Below are 15,201 nucleotides of genomic sequence, written 5' to 3'. Positions count from 1 at the left end.
CCTCCCCGAAACCCTGACTGGTGGTCTGCGCTCACTACTGCTGCGTGCCCGGTGGCGGAGGCGCCTGGCCCGGCCCCGCCCACCCTCCCGGCGGCGGCGCGGCCTGCACCGGAGGGTGCCCCGATGCCGGCTGACCCGGCGGCGGGTAAGCAGGCTGGCCCGGCGGCGGACCGTACCCCGGAACGGGTTGCTGCGGCGCGACGTGCCCCGCCGGGGTCTGCCAGCCGGCCGGGCCGGCGGGCCAGCCCGGCGGCTGCGGCGGACCGGGTGCGCCGGCGGGCCAGCCCGGCGGCGGCGGACCGGTTGCGCCGGCATACGGGCCGGTCACGGCGGGCGTACGCCGCTTGCGGCGCCTGAGCACCACCAGCAGGACGACCAGCGCGATGATCGGCAGGGCCAGGCAGAGCACGACCTGGACGATGGCACCGACCTTGTTGGACACCCCGAACTCGACCGCCGGACCGTCGTCGTCGGCGGGACGGGCCGCGCCACCGGGACGGGTCGACTCGGTCGAACCCTCCAACAGCGGGTTGGCCGTCACCGGTGGCACCGAGCGGGTCAGCGCGGCGACCGGGTCGACCGCGCCGAAGCCGAACTGCGGGTCACGGCCCGCCGGCCCGGCATCGCGAGCCGTCCTGATCAGCCGGTTGATCACATTAGCGGCGTCCAACTGCGGATACTCGGCGCGGACCAGTGCCACCACCCCCGACATGACGGCGGCTGCCGAGCTGGTGCCGCTGCCCACCGAGTAGCCGTTCGACGAGACCGTCTTGGGCGCCGGCGCGATGATGCTCTCCATCGGTGCGGCGAGCACGGTCTCCGGGCCGCGCACTGAGCCGGCGAAGAAGCCGCCCCGTTTGTCCAGACCCGAGACGGCGATGACGCCGGGGATGTTGGCGGGCGTGGTGACCTGCCGGTTGCCCTGCTCCACGTTGCCGGCGGAGGCCACCACCACGGCGTCCTTGCTCAACGCGTACTGGATCGCATCCACCAGCTCCGGGGGCGGCGTGCCCTCCCCGGAGCTGATGGAGATGTTGATGACGTCGGCACCGGCGTCCGCCGCCCACCGGACCCCCAGGTCGAGGTCATCGCTGTTGGACCTGGCCCCCATCGAGACCGGGAGGATCTTGGCGGCCGGGGCGATGCCCAACTGACGCATCGGGCCACCACCACGTGCGGCGACGATGCCGGCCATCGACGTGCCGTGCCCCTTTTCCCGGTCGTCGTCACGCCGCCCGTCCGGCGCGGCCCCGGCGTTGACACCGTGCCCCGCCAGCACCTGACCGCGCAGGTCGGGATGGGTGGCGTCCACCCCGCCGTCGATGACGGCGACCACGACACCCTTGCCCTGCGTGATCTTGTGCGCCTGGGGGATCTTCAGCGAGTCGAGATACCACTGCAGGCCCCGGACGGTGTCGGCGGCCCGCGCCGGTGCCGGTGCGACAGTCGCGACGGGGGCCAACGCGGCGCAGAACGCCAGCGCGGCCGCAGCAGTGACCCGTGCCGATCGGAAACGCTTCCCCGTACGCATCGCTCTCCCAGAACCTGTGCCGACGCCAACGCAATGCGGCTCCGGCCCGGTCGAACCGGACCGGAGCCGCACCGGCGATTGTCTCAGCCCCACACCTTGGAATTGCTCATCTCGGTGGAGACGTAGTTTTCGCGGGCGATGCCGACGGCGCCACCGATCTCGTTCAGGACCCGGTTGATGTCCCGGACGGCCTGGTCCCACTTCGCCTGGTGCTGCTCGTAGGCAACCCGGTCCTCGCCGTCCCACTGGAGCTTGGACAGCATCGACCGCAGCGTGTCGAGCTTCTCGTCGATGGTCTTCGAGATGGCCTGCATCTGCTGGTTGCTGCTCTCGAGGACCGCGTAGTCAACCTTGATCGTCACGACTTCCTCCTCTGCTGGCTACGGATCACGGGTTGAGAGCGGAGTGGAACTTGTCCAGCATCTGCTGCTGCTCTTCGTCGTTGACCTGGTGCGTCGTACCCGACTTGTCGAGCAGGTCCGCGATGCTGTCCATCGCGGTCAGCAGCTTGGCGGTGTCCTCGTTCCAGCGGGTCATGAGCCCCTGGAAGCCCGTGGACGCCTGACCCTTCCACGCCATGGCCAGGTCGTCGACTACGTTCCACAGCTTCTTCAGCTCGCCGTCGACCTCGCTGCGCGTGGACCGCACGTCACTCGCGGCAGTATGCAGAGTCGCAGCTTCGACCTCGAACGCCATGCTTCACACCCTTCCGTCATGTTGTGGCGGCGGCTTTGCCGCGCCCCTCCCCCGCGGCAAGGCATCGACACCCCACCGACGGACACTCCAACAGAGACGGTAGCGGAGTCCGTCCAGTCCTCGCAGCCCTGGTCGGCGGCAGTCGATGGATAGTGACGAATCAGCCAACATGAGTGGAGCAGCTGAGCCGACGCCCGCTGCCGCGCCGCCCGATCAGGACGGCTCGGACCAAGCGGTCTGGATGAGCTGTTGGCCGTCGCGGCGACGGACCAGGGTGCCCCGGCCGGGCGGCTGCGGGCTCGGACGCAACGTGCCGAAGACCGCGCCCTCCTCCCGGCTACCGGACATCAGCAGGCCGGGCGAATCCAGCTCCCGCAACCGTTGCAGCACGGGCTCGTAGAGCGCCCGGGACACGCCACCCACCCGCCGCGTGACGATCAGGTGCAGACCGATGTCGCGGGCCTGCGGCAGCAGCTCCTGCAGGGCGCTGAGCGGGTTGCTGCCACCGGAGGCCACCAGGTCGTAGTCGTCGACCAGGATGTACAGGTCCGGACCCTTCCACCAGCTGCGATCGCGCAGTTGGGCGGTGGTCACGTCGGGGCCGGGCAGCCGGTTGGACAGGGCGCTGCGAATCGAGCCGAGCCCCTGGGCGAACGCCTGGTTGGACGGCGCGTAGTCCAGCAGGTGCTCGCCCTCCACCGCGCCCAGCAGCCCACGCCGGTAGTCGGCGATCACCAGCCGGGCCTGCGCGGGCGTGTACCGCTCGGTGATGCCCCGGGCGATCAGCCGCAGCAGGTTGGTCTTGCCGCACTCGGCGTCACCGAAGACCGTCAGGTGCGGCTCGCTCGCCAGGTCCAGGTAGACCGGCGCGAGCGCCGACTCGTTGACACCGATCGGCAGGCCGGGCGCCGACCGGTCGATGATCCGGGCCAGCTCGGCCACCGCGAGTCGGCGCGGCAGCAGCCGCACCTTCGGCGCCGGGCGTCCCGGCCAGTTGGCCGCCACGTGCCCGGCCAGCGCGATCGACGCCTCGCTCAGATCCTCGATGTCCCGACGGCCGTCGATCCGCGAGATGGCCGTGAGGAAATGCAGCTTGTCCCGGGTCAGACCGCGGCCGGGCGACTTCTCCGGCACGTTCATCGCCGACCGGCGGTCGATCTCGGATTCGGCCGCGTCACCCAGGCGCAGTTCGAGTTTGGTGCCGAGCAGGTCCCGCATGTTGATCCGGATCTCCGCCCACCGCACCGCGGTGAGCACCACGTGCACGCCGAAACCGAGGCCCCGGTTGGCGAGCGTCGTGATGGTCTGCTCCAGCTCCTCGTACTCCTGGCGCAGCGTGTTCCAGCCGTCCACCACCAGGAACACGTCGCCGAACGGGTCGTCGGCGAACTCACCGGCCGCCCGGCGACGGCGGTAGCTGGCCACCGAGTCGATGCCGTGCTGGGCGAAGCGCGTCTCCCGCTCGTCCAGCACGGCGACCACCTCGGCCACCGTCCGGCGCACCGCCTCGACGTCCCGCCGGCCGGCCACCCCGGCCATGTGGGGCAGCCGCTCCAGGCTGCGCAGCGCGCCGCCGCCGAAGTCCAGGCAGAAGAACTGCACCTCGCGCGGCGTGTGGGTGAGCGCCAACGAGGCGAGCAGCGAGCGCAGCATGGTGCTCTTGCCACTCAGCGAGCGACCGACGATGACCACGTTGCCACCGGCCCCGGCCAGCTCGACCATCATCGGGTCACGGCGTTGCTCGTACGGACGGTCCACCACGCCGACCGGCACCGTGAGTCGACCCCGGCCCGGCCAGGACGCGGTGCACAGCCCGTACGTCGGGTCGACGGCCAGCGGGCCGAGCAGCTCACCCAGGCCCGGCGGGTCCGCCAACGGCGGCAGCCACACCTGGTGCGCCGGGCGGCCCCGGCCCTTGAGCTGGTCGATCAGCACGTCCAGCATGGCGACGGCCTTGCCGTCGGCCGGCTGCTCCGGCTCCGGTGCGGTGTCCAACGGCACCTGCGGGGCCTGCGCCGGCAGGAAGTCGACGCCGTACGGCACGATCCGGCGCTGCACCAGGGCCTGCGACGCGGATGCCTGCTGGCCGGGCACCCGGTACGGCCCGGAGACGTACGCGGCCCGGAACCGCAGCATCGTGCTCGTGTCGGTCTTCAGGTAGCCGTGCCCCGGCGCGTTCGGCAACTCGTACGCGTCCGGCACGCCGAGCACGATCCGGCTCTCCACCGCCGAGAAGGTGCGCAGACCGATCCGGTACGACAGGTGGGTGTCCAGGCCGCGCAGCTTGCCCTCCTCCAGCCGCTGGCTGGCGAGCAGCAGGTGCACGCCGAGCGACCGACCCAGCCGGCCGATCATCACGAAGAGGTCGATGAAGTCGGGCTTGGCGGCGAGCAGCTCACTGAACTCGTCACAGATGATCAGGAGGCTGGGCATCGGCGCGAGCGGCTCGCCGGCCGCGCGGGCCTTCTCGTACTCGAAGCGGGAGACGTAGTTGCCGGCCGCCCGCAGCAGCTCCTGCCGGCGCACCATCTCACCGGCGAGCGCGTCGCGCATCCGGTCGACCAGCGGCAGCTCGTCGGCCAGGTTGGTGATCACCGCGCTGGTGTGCGGCAGCGCCTCCAGCGAGGCGAACGTGGCACCGCCCTTGAAGTCCACCAGGACGAAGTTCAGCTCCTCCGACGAGTGGGTCACCGCCAGCGCGGCCACCACCGTACGGAGCAGTTCGCTCTTGCCGGAGCCGGTCGCACCGATCACCAGACCGTGCGGACCCATGCCCTCGTGCGCCGACTCCTTGAAGTCCAGCTCGACGACGTTGCCGTCCGGCCCGACGCCGAGCGGGATGCGCAGCCGGTCACGGTGACCGCGCGGCCGCCAGGTCTGGTGGACGTCCACGGCCGCCGCGTCGCCGACGCCGAGCAGGTCCGGCAGCTCCATGCTGCGGGCCAGCGGCTCCTCGCTGCTGGTCTGCTGCTGGGAGAGCCGGTACGGGGCGATCTGCCGGGCCAACCCCTCGGCGGCCTCGGCGGTGAGCCCGTCCGGTCGACCCAGCCGCGACGACGACTTGCCCCGGACCAGGTCGAGTGAGCTGCCGTCGCCGACGTCCAGACAGAGCAGCCAGCGACCGGCGTCGCGCGGCACCGTCCCCGAGAGGTCGATCGTGGTGGCGCCCAGCAGGCCCTGGCCCACCAGCTGACAGGTCGGTGCGATCTCGCCGCCGTCGATCACCACGACGAGGTGCGGCGCGGTGGTCAACGGCTTGGCCTCGGCCGCGAACCGGGGACGCCCGGCCAACTCCCCGGCGAGCGACTCCTCGGCCTCGGCCAGGCTGGCGAAGACCAACCGGCGGGCACCGGCCGCGTCCGTCCGGCCACTGTGGTGGGCGTGCGGAAGCCACTTCACCCACCCCCAGGCCGACTGCCGGTCGGGCGCGGCGACCACCGCGATCACCAGGTCGTCGGGGGCGTGGAAGGTCGCCAGCTGCCCCAGGGCCGCCCGGGTCAGGTCCAGCACCGGCTCCCGGTCGCCGCGCAGCACCACCCGGCTGAACGCGCGGACCGAGAGCGCGGTCGGCAGCTCGGGCACGGTGGAGTGCGCCCGTACGAACCGGCGCAGCGCGATGGCGCTCATCGGTTCCAGGTCCTCGACCGGCTTGGTCTCCGGCGGGACGATCTCGACCGCCAGCCGCTGCGGGCCGAGCGCAATGCGGGTCTCGCCGAAGTCGTCCTCGGTGATCCGCCGCTCCCAGAGCCGGCGCGACGCCGCGATCGACCAGAGCGCGTCCGGCTCCGGGTGTCGCCAGGCCATCGCCGCCCGCTGCTGCTCGGCCGCCCTGCGGGTGCGCTTGCGCATCTGGGCCAGGTAGCGCATGTAGTCGCGGCGGTCGGCGTTCAGCTCGGCCTTGTCGTTGCCGCCGCCGTTGGCCAGCGAACCGATCGCCATGCCGAGCATCGAGACGCCGAAGAGCCCACCGGCGACGTACGTCATCATGCCGCCGCCCCGGCCCGCGTAGAGGAAGGCCATCGCGCCGACACCACAGACCATCGGCAGGATCATGAGCAACTGCCCCATCCCGCGGGGTGTCGGCTCAGGCAGCTCGGGCGGCGACTCCAGCAACACCTCGCCGCGTGGCAGGGCCGGCCCCGGCTGGCGCGGGAGTCTGCGGAACACCACCGTGCTCACGGCTGTCTCCTCCCCAGAAGCGGCCTGATGACGTGCCGTCGCGGATCGAAGCCCGCGGGTGGGCACTGTACGTGCTCGTCATCGTAGGTAATCTCCCGTGGGCGCGGTGCACCCGCACTGCGGCACCGCGGCCCGCCGATCGTAGATGGACCCAGGAGGCCACTGTGGCGACGAAGACGGCGACTGGTGGCTTGAGCCGGATCACCATTGTGGCTCCCCGTACCCGGATGGATCTGGCCCTTCCGTCGGACGTACCGATGGCCGATCTGCTCCCCACCCTGCTGCGCTACGCCGGTGAGGACCTGGCCGACGAGGGGGTGCGGCACGGCGGCTGGGCGCTGTCCCGGCTGGGCGGCGCACCCCTGGACGGCGGGCGCACCGCCGCGCAGCTGGGCGTACGCGACGGCGAGGTGCTGTACTTCAACCCCCGGTCGGCCGCCGCGCCGGAGATCGTCTTCGATGACGTGGTGGACGCGGTCGCCACCGCGACCAACCAACGCCCCGGCTCCTGGCAGGTCGGCGCGACCCGGTCCTTCGCGGTGCTGTTCGCCGCGGCGGCGTTCGGCGCCGGCGCGTTGGCCGCTCTCTTCGCCGGCCCTCCGCACCTGCCCGGCGCGCTGGCGGCCCTGCTGGTCGCGGTGGCGCTGCTGGTCGGCGCGGCGGTGCTCTCCCGCGCCGCCGGTGACAGCCGGACCGGCGCGGTGCTGGCCGTGGTCGGCCTGGTGTACGCGGGCGCCGGCGGCCTGCTGCTGCTCGCGGGCGACCGGCGGCTGACCGAGCTGGCCAGCCCGCACGCCCTGCTCGCGGCCACCGCCGTGGTGGTCTTCGGGGCGGTGGCCGTGCTGGCTGTCGGTGACCGCTATCCGCTCTTCTTCGCCGCGCTCGGGGTGGGTGCGGGTGCCGGGCTGGGCGCGTTGCTCTGCCTGGCCTTCGGCCTCGACGCCGCGGCAGCGGCAGCCGTGGTGGCGACGATCGCGTTCGGCGCGGTGCCGGCGCTGCCGATGGCGGCCTACCGGCTGGCCCGGCTGCCGGTGCCGTCGATCCCGACCGGCCCGGAGGACCTGAAGACCGACAGCGAGTCGGTCGACGGCCGTCAGGTGCTCGAACGCAGCGACCGGGCCGACCAGTTCCTCGCCAGTCTGCTGTGGACGGTATCGGTGCTGGTGCTCGGCGCGGAGTTGGTGCTGGCCCTGGACGGCCGCCTGCCGGCGGTGCTGCTGTGCCTGGTGCTGGCCCTGCTCTCGCTGCTGCGGGCCCGCCCGCTCCTCGGCCGGGCCCAGCGCATCCCGGTGCTGCTCGCCGGCACGGTCGGGCTGGGCCTGACCGCCGCGGCCACCTTCGCCGGCGGCTCGCTGCTGGTCCGGCTCGGTCTGATCCTCGGCGGCCTGCTGCTGGCGGCCGTGGTCAGCCTGATCTACGGCCTGACCGTCGCCGGCAAACGCATCTCACCGGTCTGGGGCCGGCTGCTCGACATCGTCGAGATCATGCTGATCATCTCGCTGGTCCCGCTCGCCTTCTGGGTCTGCGGCCTGTACGGCTGGATCGTCAACCTGCGGCCCTGACCCGCCGACAACCTCGTCAGCGTGGCTGCCGGCGGGCGGTGTCGCCCGGCGCCGACGCGACCGGCGCACTGGCGTACACACCCGGGCCGTGCTGCCCGTCCAGCGGCCGGGCCGGGACGCCGGCCCGCTGTGCCACGTCCCGCACGACCTTGACCAGCGCCTCGACGTGGTTGTCCATCGCCGCGACGCGGAGCAGCGGCGCCGCCACGCGGCCGTTGGACGAGACCGCCGCAGCCACCGTGTGGGACGGCGCCGACGTGGCGGTGATCGCGTCCACCAGCGGGCCGAGCGGGGTGTCCGGCCGACCGCGCAGGGCCAGGCAGCGGTGCGTCCAGCCGCCGCCGCGCAGCCCCAACCAGGTCTCCGTCGGCGGCTCCGGGACCAGATCGAGACCGGCGGCCGAGACCACGGCCGCGCGCAGCTCGTCGCGGCCCAGCGCCCGATGGGCGAGCCCGGCGGCCGTCAGCGCCTTGCCCAGCCGGCCGATCCCGGCGGCCAGCGTCCGGTGGACGCCGGGCAGCCCGCCGCCCCGACTGACCGTCTCCACCCGGGCGTCGCGGACCGTGAGCCGCAAAGCCACCCAGACGGTCCGGTGCGCCGCCGGCGGCGCACCGGGGGCCGGGTACCAGACCAGGGTGTGCGCGACGACCTGAGCCCGGGAGACCGGCGCCGAGAAGTCGGCGAGCACCCGCATCGCCCGGTCCACGGTGGACGCCTCGACCGAACCGACCGCCGCGCCGGTCGCGGGTTGCAGGGCGACCGCCGCGAACCAGCCCTGGTCGTCCTGCCCGATGCCCAGCCGGGTGCCCCGGTCGGTCAGCTCGATGACGCTCAACTCCGGCGCGAGCGCGGCCAGCCGGGGATCGGCGGTCGCACCGCCGGCCAGCGCCGCCGCGGCGCGTTCGCGGCGTCGACGCAACCGGCGGCGCAGCAGCACGTCCTCGAACCACCAGCGCCCACCCCGCCGGGCGAACACCGCCACCACGACCAGCGCCGCCACGGCACCCACCACGGCGAGCAGCCAACTCGGGCCGGCCGTCGCGGCCCAGACGGCGACCGCGCACACCTCCAGCACGACGAGCTGGCCGACCAGCACCGGGCCGATGCGGCCCCGGCCCGGCCGGTCGGCGGTCGGGGCCACCCGCGCCGGGACGTCGGACGGGCTCGTGACCGCTCGGGCGGGTCGCGCCTGAACCTGCGTCATCGCTGACTGTCCCTCCTGCACGATGTGGCTCTGCGCCGGAAGGCCCGGCGCCGACCAAGGCGGCGGGCCCGAGGGCCGGCCGTCGGCCCCTTATCGTAGGGAAGTCCGCGTCGGCACCCCGACCTGATCGTCGCGGATCCACCCCGCCGGAGGTAAGTCATGCGGACCCGCCGCGATCAGGTGCAGGCGTACCGCTTCGTCACCCGCCGGATCGTCTCCGCTCTCCTGTCGGGCGACCCGGAGACCACGAACCTGCCGATGCGACGGCTCGGGATGGCCGTCTTCGGCAGTGCGATCGCCGCGGCCGTGGTGCTCGGTGGGGTGGGCGCCTACGGCCAGTTGACCGGGAACACCGCGCCGCTGGACGAGAACACGCTGGTCATCGAGCGTGAGACGGGCGCGACGTACGTGTTCGTCGAGGGCAAGCTCCACCCGACGCTCAACTACACCTCCGCCCGGCTGATCCTCAACGAGCCGGCCCCGGCCGTCCGGACGATGTCCCAGGCCTCGTTGCGGGACCGGCCGCGCGGTCGCACGGTCGGCATCGTCGGTGCCCCGGACGCGTTGCCCGACCGCAAGTCGTTGACCGGCCTGCCATGGTCGGTCTGCGACGTGCCCGATCCCGTCGACCCGCGCCGCTCCACCACCCGCGTCGTGATCGACCGCGCACTGCCCGGAGGCGCGCCGTTGGGCGACCGCGCGGTCCTGGTCACCGTGGACGGTCAACGGCACCTGCTCACCGGCAACTCCCGACTCGAGGTGCTCGGCGGGGATCAGTCGATCGCGGCGCTGCGGATGACCGGCACCGCGCCGCTGCCGGTCGGGCAGCAACTGCTCAACGCCCTGCCAGCCGGGCCGCCGCTGCGCAAGCCGTCACTGCCGGGCATCGGTGACCGCAGCGGGCTGATGGTGGCCGACCGGCCGGCCACCATCGGGCAGGTGTTCCGGGCGGCCGGGCAGCATTACGTGCTGACCCGGGAGGGGATCGCCTCGATCAGTGAGATCACCGCGCTACTGATGATCAGCGGCGGCGGTCAGATCACCGACATCACGCCGGATCAGGCCGGCCGACTGCTGACCGACCAGCGGGTGGACCCGGACGGGATGCCTCGGGCGCTGCCGACCCTGCACCAGGCCCGGGCCGGACAGACGCTGCTCTGCGCTACGTACCGGGCCAGCAGCGGAGGCGGCCCGCCGACCACCACGCTGGAGGTCTTCGACCGGGCACCGGCCGAGTTGACCGCCAACGAACCGGACTCGGTGCCAGTGCGGCAGACCAACCGGGACGCGGTCCGTACGGCCGAGTCGGTGCTGTTGCCCGGCGGCAAGGGCGTGCTGGCCCAGGCCGCACCCGGGGCCGGGACCAGCGGCTCCGGCGCCGCCGGGTCGACGGTCTACCTGATCAGCCCGCAGGGCATCCGCTATCCGCTCGGGTCCGGCGAGACGCTGGGGGCGCTCGGCTACGAGGGCGTCACGCCGCTGGCGGTGCCCGGCTCGCTGCTCGCACTGATCCCCACCGGGCCGACGCTGGACCGCCGGGACGCGCGTGCGCACTTCTCGCCCGGCGGCACGCCGGCGACCGACCCGGTTCCGCAATCGACCTCGTCCGCGCCCGCCTCGTCCGCACCCGCCTCGTCCGCGCCCGCCTCGTCCGCACCCGCCTCGTCCGCACCCGCCTCGGGTGCCCCGACGAGCGGCGGGACGGGCGGCGGGGCCCCCGGGGAATCGACCGACGCCGACGGCTGAGCGGCCAATACGGGTCGCCGAGGCTTGGTGCGGTGGACTAGCCTGGTTTCGCTGACGGTTGTCAACCAGAACGACGGGGATGTTGCCATGACCGGGCGTACGGAAGTCGATCTGCTGTCCCTTGAGGACTTCCACCAGCACCTGGCGGCGCGGCTGAGTCAGGCCGAGGCGGTGCTGCGCAAGCTCAACACCGAGATGCAGTGCAGCCCTCCGGCGTTGGGCCTGTTCACCGACGCCACCCAGAACGCCCGCCGATACAGCGCCGTGCACCAGTCCTACGTGGAGCAGGCTGAGCGACTCCGGCAGGCGCTGCTGGCGGCACAGCAGGCGACCAGCACCATCTTGGCCAACTACCGCACCGCGGAGGCGCGCAACGCGGCCAACGCCACCGACATCACCGCCGCGCTGACCGGGGTCGATCGGGCGTTGCAGCCGAAGGGGGATGGGCGTGTCTGAATACACCCAGCGTTACCAGGGCAACAGCCACCAGCAGCTGTACGACGCGGTGATGGCCGGTGAGCCCGAGCAGATCGAAGCGCTGGCCGCCAAGTGGGCCACGCTCAAGGGCATCCTGGACAGCCTCAGCCGGGAGCTCAGCGGCGACCTCGCGAAGCTCGGCAACAGCTGGACGGGCTCGGCGGGCCGGGAGTTCCAGCGGCGGCTGACGCTCATCGTCGACCACACCGACGCGCTCAGCGAGGGGATGTCCGGCGTCCAGCAGGGCCTGACCATGATGGCCGGCCAGCTTCGCACCGCCCACAAGAAGGCGGAGAGCCCGGACGAGACCGACGACAACGACCGCGCGATCTCCGGCGCGCTCAAGGGCGCCGTCTTCGGTCTGCCCGGTGCGGTCGTCGGGGGCGTCATGGGCCACCAGCAGGACAAGGCGGAGCAGGAGAAGGCCCACCAGCGGATGGTGAACGTGGTGGCCGAACTGGCCGCCGGTTACGACCTCTCCGCCTACGACCGCGTGGTCGATCCGCCGCATCCCCACGCCGAGACGCCGAAGACGACCAACCAGGACCAGACGACGCCCCGCGGTGTCCCGGCCACCGACACGCCGTCCGCCGCTCCCACCGCCACCAAGTCCACCGCGCACACCGGCGGCGCGACCGTCGCGCCGACGCACTCGTCCGCCTCGCCGGTCCCCGGCGGCGGGACCGTCACCGGCGAGGTGGGCGGCACGACCACCGGCGGCACGCCGGGCGTCGTCACCGGGCCGGGCGGCTCCGAGGGCACCACCTCCCTCGCCGGGGCGGACCCGCTGCTCGGCGGGGCCCTGCTCGCCGGCGGCACGGCCGGGCTGGTCGGCCTGTCCGGGCCGACCACCGCGCCCGCCAGCGCCGGGTCCGGCCCGGGTCTGCTCTTCGGGGCACCGGGTGGGGCACCGGCCGGCGGCGTGCTGCGCACCTCCGCGCTGGCCGGTTCGAGCAGCACGCCCACCGTCTCGGCCCGACCGGCCGGTGGTGCTGCCGCAACCGAGGCCCGTTCCGCCAGCGGAGTCGGGCGCGGCATCGACGGTCGGCGCGGTGAGGCCACCGGTCGGTCGGCCGCTGCCGGTAGCGGCCGGCCGGGTTCCGGCCGCGCGGCGGGCGCCAACCGCCCCGGCATTCTCGGCGGGCACGGTCAGCCGACCGACGACGAGTCCGACGAGCGGCTGACCTGGCTGACCGAGGACGAAATGGTGTGGCGGGACAGCGGGGACGCCGCGCCGCCGGTGCTCGGCACAGCGGGCTGACCGCTCCGCCGTCGGCGAGGCCGCACACGACGCCCCGGTGACCCCTGCCGGACCCGGTCCGCCAGGGGGCACCGCGGTTCGGTCCATCCACAGTAGGCACAGTGGCGGCGGTCACTCTGATCGCACGGCTTTCATGCGGCACCACGCCGAGTCGGACGATAGGTTTGTCGGGTGCCGTCCGCGAACCTGGTCCACCCAACTCGGTGGGTCACCCTGCGGTCACTGCGGGAGCTGACCCGGCTGGCGTTCACCGCGCTGGTGCTCGCGGTCGGCCTCAGCGGCGCCCTCGCCGCGACACCGCCTCCCGCCCCGACGCAGCCGAGCGCCGTGAGCAGCCGGGTGGACACCCTCCGGCCCGAGGCCGCTCCGACCGCCGACCACGCGAGCCGGCCGATCCCGTCCCGCCCGGCCGACGGAATCGTCACCGCCACGGCAGCCGGCCCGGTCACCGCAGCGCTGAGGCACGCGCCGTCCGTCGAGCCCGGCCGGGGCACACCGCCCCGACGCGGCCCACCCACCCGCTGACCCAGGCCGCCCGACGATCCGCGCGACCCGACCCCGGGTCGCGCGTCCGGGCCCTCGGTGCGCGGTACGACCCGCAGCCTGAGGTCACCGGGCCGCACATCCGCCCAGCGATGATCGTCCTTGGCCGGCCATCCGGACAGCCCCCTCCCGACCGCTCGGAGCCGACCGCGTCGACATCAGTCGATCAGCGGCCCGGCGCGCTCAGGACCCATCCGTCGATACCCGTTGTTCGACCGCGAGGTGCTGATCATGCAGACCGTCCTCTCCGCCCTCCAACCCGACGTGCCCCGGGCCGCCGCCATCTGGCTGGGCCTGCTCGGGGTGGTCGTGGTCGCTGTCTCCGTCCTCCTGCTGCGACCCGGCCGGCTCCGCCTCGACCCGGCCGCCCGGATCCGCGACGCCGCCATGCCCAGTCAGGTCGAAGAGGCGCACGAGGAGCGGGAGCAGAGCCGCTACGCGCAGGAGGTCGGCGTGGCCGCCGAGCGCGCCACCACCACCGCCCAGCGCCGACGGGCGGAGTGGCTGGCCGCTCAGGAGACGGCCGAGGCCGCCTGGCAGGCTCGTGAGGCGGCCGAGGCCGGCGTCCGTCGGCTCAGCGGCGCGGCCGCGATGCCGCTGCCGTACACCGCACAGACCCCCTCCGAGTACGCCGACCGCGAGCGCTTCCTGCATCGGGCCGCGCTGACCGCGTACTGGCGGCAGGAGCTGTCGGTGGAGCAGCTCAGTGACGTCTTCGCGCACCGCGACGGCTGGGATCCGCGGCTGCACCCGGTCGAGCAGGAGCTCGTGTTGCAGCGGGCGATCCGCGACAATCTGGCGGCCCGGCACGTCGCCGCCCAGGAGCGGGAGCAGGCCGCCTGGCGGGCCGCCGAACTGGCCGTGGCCGCGGCCCGCAGCCTCCGCGAGGAGGCCCACGCCGCGACCGGACGACGGGTGGCGGAGTCGGCCTCGGTGCTGCCGCTCAGTGAGGTCGTCCGGCCGCCGGCCGAGCCGACCCGGGAGAACGTCGTGGTCGCCCGTGGTTCGGCGGCGGTTCCCGCGTTCTGACCGGACGGCCCGGCGACCCAGCCCGGCGACCCAGCCCGGCAGCCCGGCAGCCCGGCGTTCTGTGCAGTCGACACCGGATGCCTCCGCTCTGAGCTGAGAGCGCGCCGGTGCCGACAGCCGGCCGGGCGGACGTCGGTGCGTTAGCGTGACCGCATGTCCCGAGAGGCGTGGGTTCTCGTGGTGATCGCCGGCATCCTGGCGATCGCCACCCTGGTCGGCGCGGTGCTGCTGGCGGTACGGGTGGTGCGTACCCGGCGGATGCTGACCGGCCTCGGCGCGAGCGGCAAGGTCGTCTTCTACGGGGCGCTGATCTACACGATCTTCCCGGTCGACGTCCTTCCGGACCCCATCTACCTGGACGACATGGGCGTCCTGGCCGGCGCGCTGATCTATCTGACCCGGCTGGTCCACCAGCGCCGGGCGGCGAGCCACCGGCTGCCCGGGCAGCTCGACGCGCCACCCGCGTCGGAGAGCGCCCGCCGCTCCGTACGATGATCGAGATCGGTTCGGCGGACGGGGGACGGGCATGGCGGGCGATCACCGGCTGGACGTACGCGACGACCGGGTGGCCGCCTTCTGCGCGGAGCGGCACCTCGCGACGCTGACCACCCCGCGTGCCGACGGCACCCCGCACGTGGTGCCCGTCGGCGTCACTCTCGACCCGGCGGCCGGGCTGGCCCGCGTGATCACCTCCGGTACGTCCCGCAAGGCGCGTCACGTGGCCGATGCCGGCGCGGCGGGCCTGCCGGTGGCCGTCTGCCACGTGGATGGCCGACGTTGGCTGACCATCGAGGGCCGGGCGGTGCTCCGGTCGGATCGGGCCTCGGTGGCGGAGGCGGAACGCCGCTACGCCGAGCGGTATCGGACCCCGCGTCCGAATCCGGAGCGGGTGGTCATCGAGATCACCGTGACCGGCCTGCTCGGGAGCCTCTGACCCACCGTCTCCCCCCTTCGGGGAAAGCTGAGTGGTTTG

At 73.5% G+C, this 15,201-nt stretch carries 13 protein-coding genes; 8 read left to right on the top strand and 5 right to left on the bottom strand.

Translation table 11 applies throughout. The annotated features are described in order from the left end of the window. Positions 1-34 precede the first annotated feature (34 nt). The 4 genes from ABZ808_RS12310 to eccCa form a co-directional block, all read right to left on the bottom strand. Positions 35-1,531, bottom strand: coding sequence for a S8 family serine peptidase (locus tag ABZ808_RS12310; protein ID WP_357004340.1), 1,497 nt, complete (start codon positions 1,529-1,531; stop codon positions 35-37). 83 nt (positions 1,532-1,614) lie between these two features. Further along, a complete protein-coding gene (locus ABZ808_RS12305) occupies positions 1,615-1,893 on the bottom strand; it encodes a WXG100 family type VII secretion target (protein WP_357004337.1) in 279 nt (92 codons plus the stop codon). 25 nt (positions 1,894-1,918) lie between these two features. Continuing rightward, positions 1,919-2,227 carry a WXG100 family type VII secretion target gene (locus ABZ808_RS12300; protein WP_357004334.1) on the bottom strand — a complete coding sequence of 103 codons (309 nt, stop codon included), beginning with the start codon at positions 2,225-2,227 and terminating at the stop codon, positions 1,919-1,921. 213 nt (positions 2,228-2,440) lie between these two features. After that, entirely contained in the window at positions 2,441-6,406 is a 3,966-nt protein-coding gene (gene eccCa / locus ABZ808_RS12295) for a type VII secretion protein EccCa (protein ID WP_357004331.1), read from the bottom strand. A 164-nt stretch (positions 6,407-6,570) separates the two neighbouring features. Between eccCa and eccD the strand changes: the two genes are divergently transcribed. Further along, entirely contained in the window at positions 6,571-7,968 is a 1,398-nt protein-coding gene (eccD, locus tag ABZ808_RS12290) for a type VII secretion integral membrane protein EccD (RefSeq protein ID WP_357004328.1), read from the top strand. A 16-nt stretch (positions 7,969-7,984) separates the two neighbouring features. Here eccD and ABZ808_RS12285 read toward each other — a convergent pair whose 3' ends face one another. Next, the gene (locus ABZ808_RS12285) at positions 7,985-9,172 is read right to left on the bottom strand and encodes a type VII secretion protein EccE (protein WP_357004326.1); all 1,188 of its coding nucleotides are present in this window, start codon (positions 9,170-9,172) and stop codon (positions 7,985-7,987) included. A gap of 159 nt (positions 9,173-9,331) precedes the next feature. Here ABZ808_RS12285 and eccB point away from each other — a divergent pair, with 159 nt between their 5' ends. The 7 genes from eccB to ABZ808_RS12250 all read left to right on the top strand — a co-directional run bounded on the left by eccB (position 9,332) and on the right by ABZ808_RS12250 (position 15,162). After that, positions 9,332-10,918 carry a type VII secretion protein EccB gene (gene eccB, locus ABZ808_RS12280; protein ID WP_357004324.1) on the top strand — a complete coding sequence of 529 codons (1,587 nt, stop codon included), beginning with the start codon at positions 9,332-9,334 and terminating at the stop codon, positions 10,916-10,918. Positions 10,919-11,005: 87 nt separating this feature from the next. Then, entirely contained in the window at positions 11,006-11,374 is a 369-nt protein-coding gene (locus ABZ808_RS12275) for a hypothetical protein (RefSeq protein WP_357004322.1), read from the top strand. Beyond that, positions 11,367-12,656: a WXG100 family type VII secretion target gene (locus tag ABZ808_RS12270; RefSeq protein ID WP_357004320.1), complete on the top strand. Its 1,290-nt coding sequence runs from the start codon at positions 11,367-11,369 to the stop codon at positions 12,654-12,656. Before ABZ808_RS12275 ends, ABZ808_RS12270 begins: the two co-directional genes overlap by 8 nt. Positions 12,657-12,827: 171 nt before the next feature. Beyond that, entirely contained in the window at positions 12,828-13,181 is a 354-nt protein-coding gene (locus ABZ808_RS12265) for a hypothetical protein (protein WP_357004318.1), read from the top strand. Positions 13,182-13,430: 249 nt separating this feature from the next. Further along, positions 13,431-14,228, top strand: coding sequence for a hypothetical protein (locus tag ABZ808_RS12260; protein WP_357004315.1), 798 nt, complete (start codon positions 13,431-13,433; stop codon positions 14,226-14,228). Between the two features lie 153 nt (positions 14,229-14,381). Next, positions 14,382-14,723, top strand: coding sequence for a YkvA family protein (locus tag ABZ808_RS12255; protein ID WP_357004311.1), 342 nt, complete (start codon positions 14,382-14,384; stop codon positions 14,721-14,723). Positions 14,724-14,754: 31 nt separating this feature from the next. Then, entirely contained in the window at positions 14,755-15,162 is a 408-nt protein-coding gene (locus ABZ808_RS12250; RefSeq protein WP_357004308.1) for a TIGR03618 family F420-dependent PPOX class oxidoreductase, read from the top strand. The last annotated feature ends 39 nt before the right edge of the window (positions 15,163-15,201 follow it).

Source organism: Micromonospora sp. NPDC047527 (genome assembly GCF_040643015.1).
In the GTDB taxonomy this organism is placed as follows: Bacteria; Actinomycetota; Actinomycetes; order Mycobacteriales; family Micromonosporaceae; genus Micromonospora.
The sequence above is the reverse complement of the archived record's forward strand: the minus strand, read 5'-3'. Positions and strand labels throughout refer to the sequence as shown.